The organism is Brevibacillus antibioticus, assembly GCF_005217615.1.
GTDB lineage: Bacteria > Bacillota > Bacilli > Brevibacillales > Brevibacillaceae > Brevibacillus > Brevibacillus antibioticus.
In genome coordinates, this window is the sequence record NZ_SZNK01000001.1 from 2287043 (window position 1) to 2305017 (window position 17975).

21 protein-coding genes are annotated in these 17975 nt (G+C 46.8%); 1 reads left to right on the forward strand and 20 read right to left on the reverse strand.

Annotated elements, in window-relative coordinates; all coding sequences use genetic code 11:
• Nucleotides 1-133: 133 nt before the first annotated feature.
• Genes bshA through E8L90_RS10300 form a run of 5 tightly spaced genes read right to left on the reverse strand, consistent with a single transcriptional unit; the run spans nt 134 to nt 3522 of the window.
• Nucleotides 134-1261 (reverse strand): N-acetyl-alpha-D-glucosaminyl L-malate synthase BshA, encoded by a 1128-nt coding sequence (gene bshA, locus E8L90_RS10280; RefSeq protein WP_137029308.1) that lies wholly within the window; start codon nt 1259-1261, stop codon nt 134-136.
• A 16-nt stretch (nt 1262-1277) separates the two neighbouring features.
• Complete coding sequence (gene bshB1, locus E8L90_RS10285; RefSeq protein WP_137029309.1) at nt 1278-1973, reverse strand: bacillithiol biosynthesis deacetylase BshB1; 696 nt, start codon at nt 1971-1973, stop codon at nt 1278-1280.
• Nucleotides 1970-2380, reverse strand: coding sequence for a methylglyoxal synthase (locus E8L90_RS10290; RefSeq protein ID WP_056492842.1), 411 nt, complete (start codon nt 2378-2380; stop codon nt 1970-1972). The genes bshB1 and E8L90_RS10290 overlap by 4 nt, the downstream gene beginning before the upstream one ends.
• Before the next feature lie 49 nt (nt 2381-2429).
• Complete coding sequence (gene dapB, locus E8L90_RS10295) at nt 2430-3182, reverse strand: 4-hydroxy-tetrahydrodipicolinate reductase (protein ID WP_087348317.1); 753 nt, start codon at nt 3180-3182, stop codon at nt 2430-2432.
• A 1-nt stretch (nt 3183) separates the two neighbouring features.
• Nucleotides 3184-3522 carry a nucleotide pyrophosphohydrolase gene (locus tag E8L90_RS10300; protein ID WP_137029310.1) on the reverse strand — a complete coding sequence of 113 codons (339 nt, stop codon included), beginning with the start codon at nt 3520-3522 and terminating at the stop codon, nt 3184-3186.
• A gap of 216 nt (nt 3523-3738) precedes the next feature.
• Between E8L90_RS10300 and E8L90_RS10305 the strand changes: the two genes are divergently transcribed.
• Complete coding sequence (locus E8L90_RS10305) at nt 3739-4596, forward strand: YitT family protein (RefSeq protein ID WP_137029311.1); 858 nt, start codon at nt 3739-3741, stop codon at nt 4594-4596.
• Nucleotides 4597-4654: 58 nt separating this feature from the next.
• On the opposite strand, the gene E8L90_RS10310 is transcribed toward E8L90_RS10305, so the two are convergent.
• The 15 genes from E8L90_RS10310 to hisC form a co-directional block, all read right to left on the reverse strand.
• Nucleotides 4655-5470, reverse strand: a complete 816-nt coding sequence (locus E8L90_RS10310) for a sporulation protein YpjB (RefSeq protein ID WP_137029312.1) — start codon at nt 5468-5470, stop codon at nt 4655-4657.
• 48 nt (nt 5471-5518) lie between these two features.
• Complete coding sequence (locus E8L90_RS10315; RefSeq protein ID WP_137029313.1) at nt 5519-6118, reverse strand: DUF1405 domain-containing protein; 600 nt, start codon at nt 6116-6118, stop codon at nt 5519-5521.
• 76 nt (nt 6119-6194) lie between these two features.
• Nucleotides 6195-6986, reverse strand: a complete 792-nt coding sequence (locus E8L90_RS10320; protein WP_137029314.1) for a menaquinol-cytochrome c reductase cytochrome b/c subunit — start codon at nt 6984-6986, stop codon at nt 6195-6197.
• Between the two features lie 28 nt (nt 6987-7014).
• On the reverse strand, nt 7015-7686 hold the full coding sequence (qcrB, locus tag E8L90_RS10325) for a menaquinol-cytochrome c reductase cytochrome b subunit (protein ID WP_007716591.1): 672 nt from the start codon (nt 7684-7686) through the stop codon (nt 7015-7017).
• A gap of 1 nt (nt 7687) precedes the next feature.
• Nucleotides 7688-8206, reverse strand: coding sequence for a Rieske (2Fe-2S) protein (locus tag E8L90_RS10330; RefSeq protein WP_137029315.1), 519 nt, complete (start codon nt 8204-8206; stop codon nt 7688-7690).
• 251 nt (nt 8207-8457) lie between these two features.
• Nucleotides 8458-8880 (reverse strand): DUF2487 family protein, encoded by a 423-nt coding sequence (locus E8L90_RS10335; protein WP_137029316.1) that lies wholly within the window; start codon nt 8878-8880, stop codon nt 8458-8460.
• 89 nt (nt 8881-8969) lie between these two features.
• Nucleotides 8970-9185, reverse strand: coding sequence for an IDEAL domain-containing protein (locus tag E8L90_RS10340; RefSeq protein WP_007716588.1), 216 nt, complete (start codon nt 9183-9185; stop codon nt 8970-8972).
• Between the two features lie 9 nt (nt 9186-9194).
• Entirely contained in the window at nt 9195-10313 is a 1119-nt protein-coding gene (locus tag E8L90_RS10345; RefSeq protein ID WP_137029317.1) for a hypothetical protein, read from the reverse strand.
• 104 nt (nt 10314-10417) lie between these two features.
• Nucleotides 10418-11365, reverse strand: coding sequence for a tetratricopeptide repeat protein (locus E8L90_RS10350; RefSeq protein WP_137029318.1), 948 nt, complete (start codon nt 11363-11365; stop codon nt 10418-10420).
• A gap of 128 nt (nt 11366-11493) precedes the next feature.
• A complete protein-coding gene (locus tag E8L90_RS10355) occupies nt 11494-12144 on the reverse strand; it encodes a zf-HC2 domain-containing protein (protein ID WP_137029319.1) in 651 nt (216 codons plus the stop codon).
• The gene (locus tag E8L90_RS10360) at nt 12141-12731 is read right to left on the reverse strand and encodes an RNA polymerase sigma factor (RefSeq protein ID WP_007716581.1); all 591 of its coding nucleotides are present in this window, start codon (nt 12729-12731) and stop codon (nt 12141-12143) included. The genes E8L90_RS10355 and E8L90_RS10360 overlap by 4 nt, the downstream gene beginning before the upstream one ends.
• A gap of 147 nt (nt 12732-12878) precedes the next feature.
• On the reverse strand, nt 12879-14000 hold the full coding sequence (locus tag E8L90_RS10365) for an amidohydrolase family protein (RefSeq protein ID WP_137029320.1): 1122 nt from the start codon (nt 13998-14000) through the stop codon (nt 12879-12881).
• Nucleotides 14001-14320: 320 nt separating this feature from the next.
• Nucleotides 14321-15601 (reverse strand): 3-phosphoshikimate 1-carboxyvinyltransferase, encoded by a 1281-nt coding sequence (aroA, locus tag E8L90_RS10370; protein WP_137029321.1) that lies wholly within the window; start codon nt 15599-15601, stop codon nt 14321-14323.
• Between the two features lie 91 nt (nt 15602-15692).
• Nucleotides 15693-16796, reverse strand: coding sequence for a prephenate dehydrogenase (locus E8L90_RS10375; protein ID WP_137033385.1), 1104 nt, complete (start codon nt 16794-16796; stop codon nt 15693-15695).
• Nucleotides 16797-16867: 71 nt separating this feature from the next.
• Entirely contained in the window at nt 16868-17962 is a 1095-nt protein-coding gene (hisC, locus tag E8L90_RS10380) for a histidinol-phosphate transaminase (protein WP_137029322.1), read from the reverse strand.
• Nucleotides 17963-17975 lie beyond the last annotated feature (13 nt).

Consider the following 17975-nt stretch of genomic DNA (forward strand, 5'->3'; position numbering starts at 1 on the left):
CCCTTTCTGGTTTGCTCCGCCTGATCTACACAAGGAAGCGTTTTTTTATGAGAGTTTTGTATGGATTGTTCATTTTTATATCCAAGGTGCATCAATTAGCCAAAAGCTCCATCTTACGTTCAAAAGCTTAATTTCACACCGGATTGCATGTCAGCAAGTTAGCGTAAAGAGCTTCATATTGAGAGGCAATCGTTTCGTGACAAAACGTTTTGCAGGATCGCTCGATGCTGTTCGCGGAGAATTCGCGGTATAGGTCTTCGTTTTGCAAGAGACGTATCGTTTCTTTCGCCATGCCTTCCACGTCCCCAATTGGACGCAAGAAGCCATTCACACCATCCAGCACAACTTCGGGCAAACCTCCTGCCACTGTAGCGACAACAGGCACACCGCAAGCCATTGCTTCTAATGCGACGAGACCGAAGCTTTCCTTTTCTGATGGAAGCAGCATGATGTCTGCCATCGACAATACCTCTGCGACGTCTTCCTGCTTACCGAGGAAGCATACATCGTCGTTCAGACCAAGCTCAGCGATCATCTTGCGGACCAGCCCCATTTCGGGACCTTCACCAATTAGGATCAGTCTGGAAGGCACTTCTTCACGTACGCGCGAAAATATTTCAATCACATCCGGCACTCGTTTGACCGGACGGAAATTAGAAATGTGCATAAGAATTTTTTCACCATTCGGTGCAAAAACCTTTTTCAACTTCGTGACCTCTTTCGGGAAATAACGCCGCTTGTCTACGAAGTTGTACACTGGGATAATTTCTTTTTCAGTATGCAGCAGCTCTTTCGTCTGCCTGATCAAATCATTGGACACCGCTGTTACCAAATCGCTTCGCTCAATGCCGAAGCGGATCATATCACTCAAATTCGAGTCATAACCCAGAACAGTAATATCCGTCCCGTGCAGGGTGGTCACAATTTTCAAATGATCCCCTACCATTTGCTTGGCAAGGAACGCACACAACGCATGTGGCACAGCATAATGCACATGTAATAAGTCCAAGTTTTCATTTTTCGCCACTTGCGCCATTCGGTTCGCCAAGGTCAAATCATAGGGTGGATATTTAAAAACATCATAGTTGTTCACTTCTACTTCATGATAGAAAATGTTCGGGTGAAACGCACCTAAGCGAAATGGCATTCCACCTGTAATGAAATGGACTTGATGTCCTCGCTCAGCCAATAGCTTGCCAAGCTCCGTAGCTACTACGCCCGATCCGCCCAATGACGGATAGCAAGTAATCCCGATCTTCATACAGTGTCACTCCTTCTCACAAGCTCTTTAATACATACGGAGCTGCACTGACAAATCCTTCTGCGTAGGCTACACCAGCCTGCTGGCCAAACAGTCGCTCTCGATACTCGACAGACTCCAGATACCCGTTGGTTAGCGGTGTATGAACGCTGCCTTCTTCTAGCTCAAACTGACTGCAGTAACAACGTAGCGCCTCCATTTTTTGCGGATAAACAGCGGTGATATCCACAACAACCTGAGGCGTGACAGTGGAATTAATAAAATAGTAAAGGAATTGCGAAGGTCGATAGGCAGACAAAGAAGGCTCCGGCAAATACTTGCGGATGCCCGCATTAAACACCGCCTCGCGAACGATTCTACTTATGCTTTCATGATCTGGATGACGATCCGCGAAATAAGGCGCTAGCACAATGGCTGGGCGAGTTTCGCGAATGAGCTTAACGACACGTTCAATTGCACTTTCCCTAACTGCCTCCAAGCCACGATCAGGCAGACCAAAATTATAGCGAGCAGCCACTCCCATCACATGGTCAGCTGCAGCCGCTTCTTGTTGCCTTCTCTCCACCGTTCCATTCGAAGACAATTCCGCATAGGTCAAGTCGAGAATCCCCACGCGCTTTCCCTCTTTAGCTGCCAAAATCAGACTGCCTGCCGCGCCGATCTCGACATCGTCAGGATGAGCGCCGATTGCCAAAATATCGAGTGAACTCATGCTTCATTCTCCTCATGCACCACTTCGCGCCAATCCAGTTGTCCCAGCTCCAAAGCCTTCAGCATGATTTCTGCCGAACCGAGATTGGTGGCAAACGGTATCTTGTGCACATCACACAGTCGAAGCAGTGCGATAATATCAGGTTCATGTGGTTGAGAGGTAAGCGGATCACGCAAAAAGATAATCAAATCCATCTCATTGCGGGCGATCATCGCACCGATTTGTTGATCGCCTCCTAATGGCCCTGACAGAAATCGGGTTAGGGACAGCGACGTAGCTTCCATGATTCGCGACCCAGTTGTTCCTGTGGCATACAGGTCATGCTTTGCCAAAATGGATTCATAGGCCATCGCTAGTTGCACAATCTGTTCTTTCATTCGATCATGGGCAATCAATGCAATTTTCAAGAAAACCTCTCCCTTTATAGCTGGGTAAATGTGTATGTTAAACAAACGTTTAATCGATCAGATGTTCCAATCCGTAAATCAATCCGTTCATATTCATTACAGCTTTAATGGCCATATTCACGCCTGGCATGAAAGATTCCCGGTTAATCGAATCATGTCGGATGGACAGCGTTTGACCTGTTGCCCCAAACAAAACCTCTTGGTGAGCAACCATACCTGGTAGACGGACACTGTGAATCCGGAAGCCTTCGTAATCTGCTCCGCGAGCGCCTGGAATCGTTTCAACCTCTTCAGGATGCCCTTGCTTGAGCTCTTCCCGAACGGCTGCAATCATTTCCGCGGTCTTCAAAGCAGTTCCGCTTGGCGCATCCAGCTTTCGGTCATGATGCAGCTCGATAATTTCCACATGTGGCATATATTTTGCTGCCATTGCGGAAAACTTCATACATAGAATCGCCCCGATTGCAAAATTGGGAGCAATGATGGCACCCAGTCCCGCTTCTTTATAGCGCTCAGTCATCTCTTGCAGCTGCTCTGTTGTCAGCCCCGTTGTTCCAACAACCGGTCTCACACCACGAGCCAGACAGAGCTCCATATGACGATACACCGTATGCGGTGTCGTAAAGTCTACCAGAACATCCGGCTTCATTTCGTCCAATTGTTGATTGATTTCCTCTTCGCTCACACGTGTATCCAGATTGCCTGTAAAAACAAGCGCGGTATCCTGCGCTAGCATTTTCACTACTTCTTGCCCCATTCGACCATTTGCGCCAGCAACTGCTACACGGATTTGTTTAGTCATGCTACTCGTTCTCCTCTATTCTCGTCCAGCGATCTTTATCGCGGGTATTAAACTTGTGCATAATACGATCAAACGCTTCCTGCAAATCGATTCCGAGCGAGTTTGCGAAACAAATCACGATGAAGAGTACGTCACCCAACTCTTCTTCTACTGTTTTTTCGCCTTCGTCCTTTTTCTTCGGTTTTTCTCCATAAAAATGGTTAATCTCTCTGGCTAATTCACCTACTTCTTCGGTCATTCTAGCCAGCATGGAAAGCGGAGAAAAGTATCCTTCTTTAAATTGCGATATGTATTGATCAACTTCTTGCTGCATCTCTTGCATAGTCTTTTGCCGTTCCATCCGCCCACTCCTTTTTCACATTCTTCTCTCTTTCACCTATCGTACTAAAAAAGGCTTCGTTTGCCAAATCTCAATACTCCGTCTTTCCAGCATATGGACAACCAAACGAGCGTTCATTTATAATGGCTTTCGGATAGCCCTCAGGTAACACAAGTATTACCTGCACATCAAGTCCGGGGGGAAGCCTGTTTCCTGATCCGGCGAACAGGAGGATATATGAAAATTCGTCTTGACAGTATCTTTGCCATTATCATCGGTTCTGCCATTATGGGATTCGGTATTAACGCATTCAACATTCCCAATCATCTAGCTGAGGGCGGCATCACTGGTATCAGTATTTTGATCAAGCTGTTAGTTCCTGTTGTAGATCAGGGAATCGTCTTCTTTGTTCTGAACGTACCGCTATTTTTCTTGGGCTGGAAAATTCTTGGACGAACTTCTTTTTTCTACACGATTTTGGGAACGGTTTCTCTTTCCGTCTTTTTATCCTTATTTGATGGAGTGCTTCCATTGCCGATGAAAGATCGCCTGCTTGCTTCCCTGTATGCCGGGGTAGCTGTTGGTGTCGGGTTAGGGATTATTTTCCGTTACGGCGGGACGACCGGCGGTGTGGACATCATTGCCAGACTGCTTCAGAAATACATGGGTATCAGTATGGGAAGGACGTTGTTTTTCGGAGACATCTTGGTTATTGGGGCGTCCCTCGTCTATTTGAATCTAGAAAGCGCCATGTATACCCTTGTTGTCGTCTTTATCGCAGCACGTGTCATCGACTTTTTCCAAGATGGCGCTTATGCAGGAAAAGCATTGACGATCATCTCCAACGAAGCAGATAGCATCGCCAAGCATATTCTCGATGTAGGACGTGGTGTGACACTCTTAGCCGGTAAAGGCGCCTACTCTGGCGAGGAAAAGAAAGTCATCTATGTCGTTGTCAGCCGAAATGAAGTCATGCGTTTTAAAACCATTGTGCAAGAAATTGATCCGCATGCCTTTGTCATCGTAAACGACGTGCATGAAGTTCTCGGGGAAGGCTTCACCCTTGATGAAAACAAGAAACCGCTTCACGATTAGCACGAAGCTGCACAGAAAAACCCTTGCCTTTTCGTACAGGCAAGGGTTTTTGCACCTTTTAGGTCGAACGGATTTCTCCGTCATATTTCTTCCATGCCACGTAAGACAAGGCCATGATCAAAGCTATCGAGATAGAAGCGAGAATAAGTATAGGAGAATCTGGCCGCATCATTAAACGAGCAAACGTACTCTTCTCTTCTCCCACAAACGCCACTTGAAAAGAGCTGTTCAATTCTCGCAACGCCTCTCGAACAAGCTGCCAATCGACTTGGCTGTTTCGCATCTCTTTGGATATGATATCGTACGCAACCGTAATCGAGGACATTTGCCCCTCTGGAAGCTGAATACTCATCCCCGGCCTAATAGCCAGAAATAATCGGTAGTTCTCATCAAACTGTTCGCGAAACTGACCGAAATTCCGCTCAACAGCCGATAGCTGCAGATTTTGGACCTGTGTGACAAGAGAAGGATAGTAGCTACGCCACATCGGCTGGTGATCATGGGTAAGTGCGTCTATGGCGATACGGACCTGCGTGGCATGCCACAGCAATTGTTGTTCACTTGCATTTGCAGAAGCAAAGCTTTGCTTGGCTGCCAGTATGGACTGGGTCACTGCATTCAGACTCTCAATTCGTATTGGATTGGGCAAATGCTGGTTCGGGAATCGGTCTGCTAGTTGGACGATGCGCTGCTCTGCCCCTTCAAGATCTCCCTTTTTTGCATACATCAGTAACTCATGCGCAATTTGATCCAAGGCGGCCAACTGCTTTTCTTCTATCGGTTGATTCAGCTTCGAGTACAAATTATGAATGGGCCACGACAAGAACAACCCGATCATGAGAAAGAATAATAAAAACCGGATGTTTTTCTTCAACGCAAATAACCTCCTTCCCTAGTACAGCCTATGGAAAGGAGGACAAGATTAGACCTTATTTGTCGTATACTTCATATTTACCCACCAGATCACCGAGATCGAGATCAGACTGAGAAGAACCGTACACAAACCAACGAAGCCCTCATACGGATCCAGCACACTCGGCAGCCATGGATGGATGTCCATGACGTAATCGAGAAAATCATTATTCAGTGTCCACAGTGCAGCGATTCCCACCGGCAGAAGACTTAGCTTGTAAAAACGCGCGTACAAAACAGATTCCACAGCCATGCCCGTATGGGAAATAATCAGCATCACGTCTGTCCAACGCACTTCATTGCCCATCATCCAACCAGCCACGATAATGCAGACGGCCCAGACACCATACTTAAAATTGGTGATGCCAGCCAAAGCTTCCAGTACAGGAATGTGTCGACCCAACAAATAGGTAAGGAGTACAAGCGAAAAAAGTCCGCTACCTGTCGGGCTGTCCGGGACAAAAGGAATCAAATATGCTGGTGTCTCAGCCAATTGGTTACCATACCAGATGAATCCATATATGGTTCCTAAAAAGTTGACGACGAACAGCGTCCAAAGAAACCACCTTTTGCCCAAAGATTGCCGAAACCACTCCCATATCCAGATCATCTATAATCGTCTCCCGCTGTGTACGCCGCTAACGAAAAAGCTGACCGCATTACCAGCCAGCTTTTCCCCTATTAGCTTATTTCAAGCCAGCCATGTATTCAGCTAGCTTTGCGATTTCTGCATCATCTTTGATCATACCGCCCGGCATTGCGCCTTTACCGCTCTTGATGATATCAGTAATCTTGGCTGCATCCAAAGTTGCGCCGATTTTTTGGAGGTTTGGACCCATGCCACCCTCCATGTTTTTACCATGGCACCCCATACAGCTTGTTTGCGCTTTCCAAAGCGCATCTGCTTTAAAGCTGGTGTCAGCAGGTGCAGGTGCAGCTGCACTCGATCCCTCTTTGCCACCAGTTCCTTTTCCTTTATCTGGGTGAGCCAGATGATATTCATGGTTTGCCGCCCAAGTCAGGTAGAAAACACCAACGAGTGCAGTCAGCATCAAGCCTGTAGCAACTGGACGCTTGCTAGGACGACGCTCTTTGCTGGTATCCAGCCAAGGCGCCAACATCAGTGCACCAAATGCGATACCTGGAATGACAACGATACCGAGTACGACCCAATCCCCAGCAGCCCAAGGATATTTCAGCATTTGATACAGGAACAAGAAGTACCAGTCTGGCAACGGAATGAATGAAGTATCATTCGGGTTTGCTTTGTCAGTTAACGGCGACGGGTGTGAAACCGTTAACACAAGGAAACCAACCAAGCAAACAGCTGCCACCATCCACTCTTTCAACAGGAAGTTTGGCCAGAACGGCTCGTTTTTACCTGGAAAGTCGGAGTAGGCTGGAGAAATGTTTGGAATACGCTTCGCCGATACTCGGGAATCTCCGACGAAGGTAGCATCTTTATCTTGTTTTGCCATGCTATTTCCTCCTTTTTTCGAAGACCGATTATAGTGGACCCGAGATACCTTGCGAACGGATCATAACAAAGTGAGCTCCCAACAGACCAAGTAGCGCGCCTGGGAGGAAGAACACGTGAATCGCGAAGAAACGGGTAAGGGTTTGCGCCCCTAGAATGTCTCCACCTGTGAGCAATGTTTTTACGTATGGACCAATCAAAGGTACAGAGTCAGCGATCTGCACACCTACTTTGGTCGCAAAGTATGCGGTGTTATCCCAAGGCAAGAGGTAACCTGTGAAACCGAGACCAAGCATAACGAAGAAAATCAGTACGCCCACTACCCAGTTCAATTCACGAGGCTTTTTGTATGCACCTGTAAAGAATACACGCAGAGTATGTAGGAACATCATCACGATTACCAAGCTGGCACCCCAGTGATGCATACCGCGTACGATTACCCCGAACGCTACTTCGTTCTGGAGGTATTTAACGGATTCGTAAGCATTGATAACGTCTGGTACATAGTACATTGTCAAGAACATACCAGACAAGATTTGAATAACGGTAATAAAGAACGTAAGTCCACCAAAGCAGTAAACAAAAGCGGAAAAATGATGTGCCGGGTTCACGTGCTCAGGTACTTCGTGGTCAGCCAAGTCACGCCACATCGGAGTGATGTTTAAGCGTTCGTCGACCCAATCATACATTTTTTGCATCATTTTAGCCGTTCACCCCCGGACGAGGATTTGCTTTTACTTTACCTAAATACAATTTCCCATCTTTGACTTCTGTCTCATACTCATCAAGAGAGGCCGTGGGTGGCGTTCCCAAAATGTGCTCGCCATTGATCGTATAACGACCCATGTGGCAAGGACAGAAGTACTCATTCGGTTGTCCTGCGCCAGTTCCCCAGCTAACCGTACACCCTAAGTGCTTACAGATCGGGGACAGAGCAAGAATCTCACCCTTTTCGTTCTTGGTAACCCATGCAGTAAGTGTTGATTCTGATTCATACCAACCGTCCTTGGTATGGACTTTGAATTCAACGCGTTTTGGCACGGCATTAAACTCATCCGGACTGCCGACAGCCACTTTATCTCCACCTGCATGTCCTTGCAGAAGGGGGTCTACCGCAAAACGAATCATTGGGGTGATCATTCCCGCAGCAAGGAATCCGCCAGTTCCCATCAGGGCGTAGTTCAAAAATGTACGCCTGGAAATTTCGCGTTTGTCTCCCATATCTTTTTCCCTCCTTATCCTGTAAAATAGCGCTACGATGGCATTTTTATACATATACACTAGGTCAATCCCAATCATAGCTAACGCCTATAAAGATGTCAAGAATGTCCAGTGGACATGTCTTTGCCCAAACGATGTGTGACAGGATATTGTTGCCAGATTGTCAAATTTATGACCTTGCCCCACCCATTTTTCTGTAGTATTACCGGAAAACGCTTTCTCTATTGCGGCTCTTTTTTAAGTTAAATCGATTATCTCTGCCCGGTTTGCCACAACTTGATGACCTCTTTGTACAGCACTTCCACGGTCACTTCGAAACGCAAGGAAGATTCCAAGTCTTCATCCCCTACTACTAACGTCATCACGCTTTCCTCTGTCCGTTCCTTTACTTGAATCTGTTCTCCACGAAAATGAAGCAGGACTTTATAGGGGAATTCCGCCGGTGTTCTTTGTTCCAGCTGTCCTTCTCCTATTTGATAGCTTAACGGAAAGAGCAGCACCCGTCCCTTCAGCCGCTGTTCAATCCCCGCAGCTACATTTAATAAGTAGTTCATGCGCACAACATGCTCTTCTACTTTTCGATCCGAACTGTACAAATAAAGAGGGAGCAGCGCGGTATCCACAAAGGACCGCAACTCCTCCCAGTTTTCAAAATCGTTCAAGTTCCACTGCATAGAGCCGTCTCCTCATTTCCTTGTTCATTTCTGGAAACAAGCGTACCATGAATGGTTAGAGACTCGCAATAACGCATACGATTATGTATTTAGGCTTGCTCGTAAGCCATGATTTCTTTTAATTCGTCTGTTAAGCGCAAAAACAACTCTTTGTTCTTCGATGCAAGTGCCTCATCAATCTCCTGGATAAGCGTGCGTTTGCGATATTGACGCATTTGCTCGTCGATCACCATTTCAGATAGCAAACCGGAAACCATTTGATTGTTCGTTCCGTACGCGTTGGAATAGAAATTCGGCCACTCCATACCCATCCCTCACTTCAATAAAATAGTCGTTTCGGTAAAACCATTGTATTTTCGAAGCCAAGTCTGGCTCGCATACGTTGCGGTGTATAACCACTGCTCCTGTTCGTCTTGGCCGACGCGCAACAATCCAAGATGCACCATCATTTTGCATACCCGATTCACCAAGATATCTGTAGGTGAATCGTAGTAAAACTCTTTCATCCAATGGAGCAGCGTGTCCATCAGAGATTGCTGACTTACCCATCCTGCCGACGCGATCAACGGAATGAGCTGAACCAGCATCGGCAAGTTCGGGACAGCCCGCTTGTACAACCTCATCCAGAAGCGAATAACATCATGGTACAATTGATCGTTATACGGTTGCTCCAGTCGCTCCCTCCCTGCTTCCGTTACCGCTACCTTGCCGTCCACCTCTTCAATCCAACGGTGATAGTAGCAGAAATCGTAGAGCAAGGAAAAGCGGTCAGGGTATAAATCAAAATGCAGCCCGTACCCAAAACGCCATTTTTGCGGCAATAGCGGCTCTTCTTTTACGTGCAAAAATTGAAAAAGCTGCTGCTGATGGCGCTTGTACATGCCACCTTCTGCGGTTAGCGGTACTGGCTCCTGCTGGAGAAATTGTAAAAATTGCATGATATCGTCGCATAGTGCTGTTCCTTCATCCCTGTATGCTTGCGGACCTGAATGAAAGAATGCGTTTGACTCACGCCACTTTGTTAGCCATGCTTGCAAGTACGGTTCACGGATGTCCAGCGGAATTTGGTACTGCCCTACTGTCTTACTTTTCGCCGGAAAAATCCATCCTCGCTTCATTGCAGCCGCGACAAACTTCCGTCCTTCCTCCTGCTTTTTTTCCTTTTCACATTCCAGTGCCACTCCAGCCTTTGCCAACAAATCCTCAAGCGACATGACCGTACGCTTGTCCAGGAACAATTGGAGCAAAAAATGGATTTCTGCACTGCTCAGGTGCTCAACTTCTTGAGAGATTGTCAACCTGTGCCGCAAGCTAGACAACAGTGACGTAATCAATTCGTTTTTGGAATGAGGGTTGCATTCGCATCCATAATGGTTGGCAATCTGATGGAGCTGCCGGATATCGGTGTACACCAAGATCTCAGCCAAGTTCATCTTTGCATCCCTTCTTTACGATGACTTACTTGTCTCTCATTCTTGCCAAAATGCGGAAAAATAAACAGGAAGCCACCGAAAGTGACTTCCTGTTTGTCTATTTTTTATTGCTCCTCGTCGGATTCATGATCCCACAGGTCGTGAAGTTGTTGGTATTCTTTCGCTTCCTCATAGCGCCCGGCTTGAGTCAAAAGGGCAATTAGCCTGCGTATCTGATCTAAATCGAAACCTGACAACGATACATATTGCTTTAACGCCTCAATCGCTGCTTCTGTTTTCCCCATCGAAAGATTCACATCTGCAGCTAATGGGTAAGCTGCCACATACTCCTCGTCAACCGCTTGCAAACTGCTGACCAATTCAGCTGCTTCATCCAGTCGTCCTACGTGGAATGCCATCAGTGCACAGCCGTAGAGAACTTCTGAAGAACGATCCATGACCAGCGCCTGGCGGAATACTTGGTAAGCCTGTTCGAATTGACCGCTTTGTGCGTAAGAGCGCCCCTTCGTCAAAAGCATAGACAGACTTTCATCCCCGGCTTGTTCCAGCAGCTTCATTGCTTTCTCGTCTTCTCCAATGCGGAAATATAGGTTACCCAGCGCTGCCATAAGATCTTGGTTGTCTGGCTCCTTCAGTCTCGCTTGCTCCAAATACTTGACCGCTACCTCATCTAAATCTTGGAGGGAATACAGATCCGCTAGCAACAAGTCCAGCTGGATGCTTTCAAAGCCAGATTCTTTGCATTCATAAAGAAGGTGTTGCGCCGTCTCAAAATCACTGGAATCCAAAGCAATCTCCGCTAGCAGTAGCTGGCATTCTCTACGCAACGAGGAATCCATTTGCGGATTTTTGGCCATGACATCTGTCAGCAATTGACCCGCCTCTTCCAAATGACCGAGTCGATACCAGACCTCTGCCAAATACATCATGACATCCGGCAAATCTTTTCCATGCTCCTGAACCTTTTGCAGAGCGGTCAAGCCCAACTCCACTTCATCGTTTTCGATCCGCTTGATCGCTTCGTCTATGACATACAGCCACTTTTTCGGCATTTCTTTCACCTCATATGTATTTTGCGTGGCCTTGTTGCTCTACGCGCATGTGGAACAACCACTCTAATACAATAGCCACAAAAGACCGTCCGAAGACGGTCTTTTCTTTTACTCTTGATCATATACCATTATGCTCGTGTTAGCCAGCTCATTGTAAGAACAGTAATAAGGATTCCAAAAATACTAAGCACAATGCTGTAATTAGGCTTGGCTAAATCAGTAGAAGTCGGTTTCCCATCGAGCGGTACGATCGAAGCAGTAGCATTTTCCAGTGAATCTCCTTGCGACGTATATGGCTGGACTTCTACCACATATGTACCGTCGTCTGTTTGCAAGGAAGAAGAAATGACTTGAGCCTTTGGCGTGTTAATCTCCATAACTTCTCCGTTAATAACAAGCGAATTCGCATGCTCTGTGGTACTTGTATTCACATATAAAGTGAACGAAAAGACCATGAGCAACAAAACAGCTACACTCGCAGCCATGCGACGCATTCTCGCTGTCACGCTGAAAATTTTTCTGCCAATTGGAATCGCCCACTGCTCTTCCGATAAAATACGGGCCATCACCGCGTCTACAATGGAACGTGTTGGAGTTACAGAATGGTATTCTTCTTTATCCATTTCCATCCACTCACCACTATCCGACCAAATCTCATAGTCGGAACGACAGGCATAGCATGCCGCCATATGGTGATCAACCCGGCGTTGAGTCACCTCAGGCAACAGATTTTCGGCGTATTCAGGCAGAATTTCCTGAACTTCTTCACATCTCATCATCGATTCATCCCTTCAGCTTCATCCAAATGAGGGTCCAGGATGTAGTTTTCCAACTGTCCACGAATACTTTGCCGCGCTCGAAACAGTAGAGACTTCACAGAGCTCACTGTTAAATCCAGAATCGTAGCGATTTCTGTGTAATCCATTTGCTCGTACTCGCGTAATATCAGTGCTGAGCGTTGCTTCTCTGGCAAGCTGTTGATTGCCAGTCTTACCATGCTCTCCCGTTCATTCCGGAGCAAAACTTGCTCAGGCAGTGTCTTCGGAGATGCCATAGGCACTTGCAACGTATCATCCAGATACACGTCAGAATTGCGGCTCTTGCGCAATTCACTGAGTACGGAGTTGCGTGCAATCGTATAGAGCCAGGTGGAGAATGTAGCTTCTACATCTCGGAAAGAATGAATGCTCTTATACGCCTTGTAAAACGTCTCCTGACATATATCCTCCGCTATATGCTCTAAATGTGCCTGACGCAAAAGATGAGTGACAAATGAGAGGATCTTTTTTTCATATCGACGAATCAGTTCAGCATAGCATTCCAGATTACCTTCTTTAATCTCTCGGATAAGCTGGGAATCGGTCATGATCAGGATTACCTCCTTGCGATTCCGATCCCTCAGCGGCCTTTTGCATAATTAGACTGCTGGGGATGTAAAAAGTTGCGCGACCTTACGATTCTTTTTCTCGTCTGTCTTCTGAAAACCATTCACGAAAAAACCCCCAAACTGGGGTTATATAACATAAGCGTAGGGCTTCGTGTCGAATAAACACTTACCCATACCAATCAAAGGGGTAAATCGCATATTTCGATAAATCCATTTACCGTTCGACATAACAGATGTTGGAAGATGCTTTTCACTAAAATTGAGAATAGTGGAAAGATCATACTTTGTCAACCAGTTTTCCTTTTTCAGGAAAACGATATCAGCGTCTGCGCCAGTTGTCAAGCTTCCTTTTCGCGGATACAGTCCAATTGCTTTTGCAACATTTGTCGAAGTGAGCCTGACTAGCAAGCAAAGCAATTCTTCAGGCGTACACCAGCTCTTTCGTGTATCAATCCGAACATCGTGAATTGGAGACGCTACTTGCCAGCTCGTAAACCATTGACGATGTAATTGACGGAGACCTTGTTCCGTCACTTCAGTGGGCAAACGAAAGATATGCAGGTACGGGTCATTTTCTTCAAAATGAAAGGCCGCTTGAGAATCTGATATGACAGTACGCAACCGCCAATAACGAGTAGCCTCCAGCCAAATGTGACGAATGAGTTCCCGTTGTTCTTTTTTCAAAAACGGGTCATTTTGTACCTGCATGTGCAGGATCGTATGTTTAGACGAATGAAGTTGCAAAAGCGTTTCCCATTTTATTGTGGAAATTTCTTCTGGATTTCGAATCGTGACATGAAACGAAGAATAGCCATCGGTAATCCACTCGGCTAGGCGGTCACCGTGAAGATCCGCGATATCAATTTCCACATGCCAAACATAATCCAACAAACTGTTGAAATGCCGGGTTTGTTGATAGTGAATTTGCGGTCTGCTCATCCACCGCTCTGGCCGGAAGACGTCCACCAGGCTTGTACATCCTGAGCTGATGAGATTTCTCATGGCTTCTATATAAATATCTACATCTTTGATTTTATACAAGGAATGTGTCGGGAGTGCGACAAAACCGGGTAAAAGATACATACCGGTAGCATCTATTTCTTCATACAACTCGTTGAAGGGGTTTTTCGTCAAGGTATCTTTTGCAATTCGTACAATTTTCCCATGACGGATCCAAATATCTGCTTCTTTCATTCCTCGTGCTGTGACAATTGTTCCCCCGCGTATGACCATCCCTCTCTCCAACATAGCTCGTCCCCCTCCCACTTCTCTTGCACACACTACCCTTGTACGAGCATATGCACAGAAAGGAGGAAAAGTACTACTTAGTGCTAAACCGCTTTTTAAACAAAAAAAGACCGCCGTTGATGTAAGCGCATTCAAACGACGGTAGCACACACGTGCTTTCTTATATTGGATAGGAGTGGAGAGAAACCATACTGTAGTTTTATAATAAACGGAATGTAAGCGCTTGTCAAAGCATTTTTGCTAAAATTCGGAACGCTTTGTCTTCGCACAAAAAAGAAGCCTGCTACCCTCTACAGGCACAGACTTCATTCATTGTTTCATTAATGGCTGATCTTCACAAGCAGGTCATGGAAGCCAGGGAACGATACATCAATCGCATCATCATTCTCGATTGTCGTCTCACCCTCGGCAACGAGGCCTGCGATTGCCATGGCCATGCCGATTCGGTGATCCCCCATGCTATCAATGACAGCCCCTGTTAATTCTGTTTTTCCTTCAATGATCATGCCATCCTCTGTAGGTGTCACCTGAGCACCGAATTTGGACAGTTGACTAACCACCGTGGCAATACGGTCCGTCTCCTTGACTTTCAGCTCTTCAGCATCACGAATCACGGTTTGTCCTTTGGCCTGCGTTGCCATGACCGCAATTACCGGAATTTCGTCAATCAGACGTGGAATGATATCTCCGGCAATTTCAATACCGTGCAGCTCCGAATGCGTCACGAGGAGGTCTGCAACCGGCTCTTCATTTACGACTCGCTCATTCAAAAGCTCCAGGCTTCCCCCCATCGCCTTGACAACATCAATGATGCCCGTACGGCTTGGGTTGATTCCGACATTTTCAATGAGAAGAGAGCTGCCTGGTACGACCATTACAGCTGCAATCAAAAAGGCAGCGGAAGAAATGTCACCAGGAACAGAAATGGCACGTCCCTGCAGCTTTTGTCCGCCCTCTACTGAAACGGTCAAGCCATCACGCACGACTTGTACACCAAATGCTTGCAGCATACGCTCCGTATGATCGCGGGATAAATGCGGCTCTGTTACACTCGTCACGCCTTTTGCCTGCAAACCTGCCAGCATAATCGCTGACTTCACCTGTGCACTTGCAACTGGGGATTGATACGCGATCCCTTGAAGCCCCCCGCCTCGAATAGATAGCGGTGTGTATTCACCGTCTTTTCTCCCATCGATTTTGGCGCCCATTTCACGGAGTGGTCCGATCACACGACGCATTGGTCTTTTGGCAATGGATTCATCGCCTTCCATCACCACATGGAAAGGCTGTGTCGCCATGATCCCTGCCATTAAGCGAATGGTCGTACCGGAGTTCCCTACATCCAAATGTTGAGATGGTTCCTGCAAGCCGTACCAACCTTTTCCTTGTACGGTTACGGCATCTTCTTTTTGTTCAATCTGGATCCCCATCCGACGAAAGCAACTAATCGTGCTCAAGCAATCGGCACCCGGCAAAAAGCCTTCAATGGTTGTGGTTCCTTCTGCTAGAGCACCAAACATAACTGCACGGTGGGAAATGGATTTATCTCCTGGCACACGAACGGTACCTTTGATTTGTTTGGCTTGTTGTACGCGTAGCATTTTTTCCACTCCTTTTCTCTCTCACGCTCTCCCAGATCACCAGTCGCACTGTGAAGCGTCTGCGTTGTAAAGTGTGTTTGCATAAAAAAACTTATGTGCGCTTGTATACATTGTAATCGAAAAAGCGAAGAACTTCCTCTCCCTTTTCCAACTCTTGTTGCGAATGGAACGTAATGCGTAGCACCCCATAAATGTCTTCTCGTGTCTCTCTGATTTGGAGATTCGTGATGTTTATTTGTCGTGCTCCCAATAGTGTCGTAATTCGTCCGATTTCGCCAGGGTTGTCCGGGATATCGATATACAAATCGTTCAAAGGAGGCAATGCACCCGTTTTGCGCTCAGGCAAGCTGTCGCGGAATTCTCGTGCCGTTTTGAAGAAATGCTCGATTCCTTCTGGATCTCCCTGTTCTACAAGGTGAACGACATCTTCCAATGCGTTTGCCCAATCTTTTGCGATTTTGAGGATCGGATCACGGTTTTGCAGTAAAATGTCACGCCACATCTGAGGGTTGCTCGATGCAATGCGCGTAATATCACGGAAGCCACCAGCAGCAAGCGTTGCATGCCAAGCATTTTCCTCGTCGTACCCTGCCACCAGATTGACCAGAGCAGAAGCGAGGATGTGCGGGAAATGACTAACCGCACCCACGACCTGATCATGCGAAGCCGCGTCCATTTGCACGACTTTTGCACGAGTGAGTGTAAGTAGTTCAGACAATTGCTTTACTTTTTCTAGAGATGTTCCCGGCGCTGGTGTCAAAACATAGTAGGCGTTTTCCATCAGACGGTCAGAAGCAGCTTCCACGCCGGATTTGTGCGAGCCCGCCATCGGATGTCCACCAATAAACGTAACATGATCGGGAATGACATCCACCGCTTGTCTGACAATGCCTGCTTTTGTACTGCCAACATCCGTAATGATCACACCGGGCTGCAGCTCCATTTCCACTAACGAGCGAATAGTTGTAACGATTTGCTCTACAGGTGATGCGAGGAAAATGACATTCGCTTCTCGAACTGCTGTCTGCAAATCAGTTGTGCCAGCATGAATGACACCTAGAGTCAGTGCTTTATCCAAACAATCCTGACGTAAATCGTAACCGACTACCCGAATATTTGGATCGCGTCGCATTGACAGCGCGATTGAGCCGCCAATCAACCCGACGCCGATTACAGTAATGGTGGTTTTTTTCATCTCCACTCGCTATCCTTCCTTATATCTCTCTTAGACAAAGATGCCGAGGTATGCCCGGCATCTTCGTCCTTTTATTTCAATGCTCCAGTCACGATTTCTTTTAAGACAGAAAGAATCTTGTCATTTTGCTCTTTGGTCCCGATGGTAATACGTTGAAAACCCGGGAAGCCTAGCGCATTACCAGAGCGAACGATGATGCCTTGAGAAAGCAGCTTTTTGAATACCTCATCGGAATCCTTTTTCAAATCAACCAAGATAAAGTTGGTCTGAGATGGATAGTAGGAAAGCCCCCACTCGTCAAAGGAATCGGTAAACTGCTTCATGCCTTCACGGTTACGATCGCGGCATGTTTTCACAAAATCCTGGTCTTTTAATGCCGCACGTGCTGCTACTTGGCCAAGTGTACCTGTATTGAACGGCTCACGCACGTGCTCCAAAGAGGAAATCAGCTCCTCTGTCGCGACCCCGTAGCCGATACGAAGAGCAGCCAGGCCATAGATTTTGGAGAACGTACGCAAAATAATCAGGTTCGGATACTCAGCGAGCATCGGTACTGTTTGTGGATATTCTGGATCCACCACATACTCATAGTAAGCCTCATCCAAAACGACGAGCACATTTTTTGGAACCTTTTTCATAAAAGCTTCCAACTCGGATGTTGTTACAATCGTGCCGGACGGATTGTTCGGGTTACATACCCATACGACCTTTGTTTGTTCGTTGATGGCAGCTGCCATCGCTTCGAGATCGTGAACGCCATCTTTCAACGGCACCTCAATCAAGCCTGCTCCTTCAATAATCCCATTTGAACGATATTGCGAGAACGTTTGCGTCGCCATGACTGCGTTTGTTCCTTCGCCCAAAAAAGCACGAGAGATCATCAACAAAATTTCATCAGACCCGTTGCCGAAAAACAATTGGCCTGGTTTGACTCCGAGGAAGTCTGCAAGATCCCAACGTAAATTAAGGCTTGCACCGTCTGGATAAAGGGCCAAATTGTCCAACTGTTCCACAATGGCAGCTTTCGCCTTCGGTGAGGAACCAAAAGGATTTTCGTTGGACGCCAGCTTGATGACTTCAGTCAAACCAAATTCACGTTTCACGTCATCAATCGGCTTGCCAGGTTGATATACCGGGGCATTGAGTATGCGTTGTTTCGGTTGCATCCACGTTCACTCC

Bases quoted from the DNA above. Each gene is read 5' to 3' on its own strand.
- bshA (WP_137029308.1), bottom strand. From the start codon at position 1,261: ATGAAGATCGGGATTACTTGCTATCCGTCATTGGGCGGATCGGGCGTA.
- bshB1 (WP_137029309.1), bottom strand. From the start codon at position 1,973: ATGAGTTCACTCGATATTTTGGCAATCGGCGCTCATCCTGACGATGTC.
- dapB (WP_087348317.1), bottom strand. From the start codon at position 3,182: ATGACTAAACAAATCCGTGTAGCAGTTGCTGGCGCAAATGGTCGAATG.
- E8L90_RS10300 (WP_137029310.1), bottom strand. From the start codon at position 3,522: ATGGAACGGCAAAAGACTATGCAAGAGATGCAGCAAGAAGTTGATCAA.
- E8L90_RS10305 (WP_137029311.1), top strand. From the start codon at position 3,739: ATGAAAATTCGTCTTGACAGTATCTTTGCCATTATCATCGGTTCTGCC.
- E8L90_RS10315 (WP_137029313.1), bottom strand. From the start codon at position 6,118: ATGATCTGGATATGGGAGTGGTTTCGGCAATCTTTGGGCAAAAGGTGG.
- E8L90_RS10320 (WP_137029314.1), bottom strand. From the start codon at position 6,986: ATGGCAAAACAAGATAAAGATGCTACCTTCGTCGGAGATTCCCGAGTA.
- qcrB (WP_007716591.1), bottom strand. From the start codon at position 7,686: ATGATGCAAAAAATGTATGATTGGGTCGACGAACGCTTAAACATCACT.
- E8L90_RS10330 (WP_137029315.1), bottom strand. From the start codon at position 8,206: ATGGGAGACAAACGCGAAATTTCCAGGCGTACATTTTTGAACTACGCC.
- E8L90_RS10335 (WP_137029316.1), bottom strand. From the start codon at position 8,880: ATGCAGTGGAACTTGAACGATTTTGAAAACTGGGAGGAGTTGCGGTCC.
- E8L90_RS10340 (WP_007716588.1), bottom strand. From the start codon at position 9,185: ATGGAGTGGCCGAATTTCTATTCCAACGCGTACGGAACGAACAATCAA.
- E8L90_RS10345 (WP_137029317.1), bottom strand. From the start codon at position 10,313: ATGAACTTGGCTGAGATCTTGGTGTACACCGATATCCGGCAGCTCCAT.
- E8L90_RS10350 (WP_137029318.1), bottom strand. From the start codon at position 11,365: ATGCCGAAAAAGTGGCTGTATGTCATAGACGAAGCGATCAAGCGGATC.
- E8L90_RS10355 (WP_137029319.1), bottom strand. From the start codon at position 12,144: ATGATGAGATGTGAAGAAGTTCAGGAAATTCTGCCTGAATACGCCGAA.
- E8L90_RS10360 (WP_007716581.1), bottom strand. From the start codon at position 12,731: ATGACCGATTCCCAGCTTATCCGAGAGATTAAAGAAGGTAATCTGGAA.
- E8L90_RS10365 (WP_137029320.1), bottom strand. From the start codon at position 14,000: ATGTTGGAGAGAGGGATGGTCATACGCGGGGGAACAATTGTCACAGCA.
- aroA (WP_137029321.1), bottom strand. From the start codon at position 15,601: ATGCTACGCGTACAACAAGCCAAACAAATCAAAGGTACCGTTCGTGTG.
- E8L90_RS10375 (WP_137033385.1), bottom strand. From the start codon at position 16,796: ATGAAAAAAACCACCATTACTGTAATCGGCGTCGGGTTGATTGGCGGC.
- hisC (WP_137029322.1), bottom strand. From the start codon at position 17,962: ATGCAACCGAAACAACGCATACTCAATGCCCCGGTATATCAACCTGGC.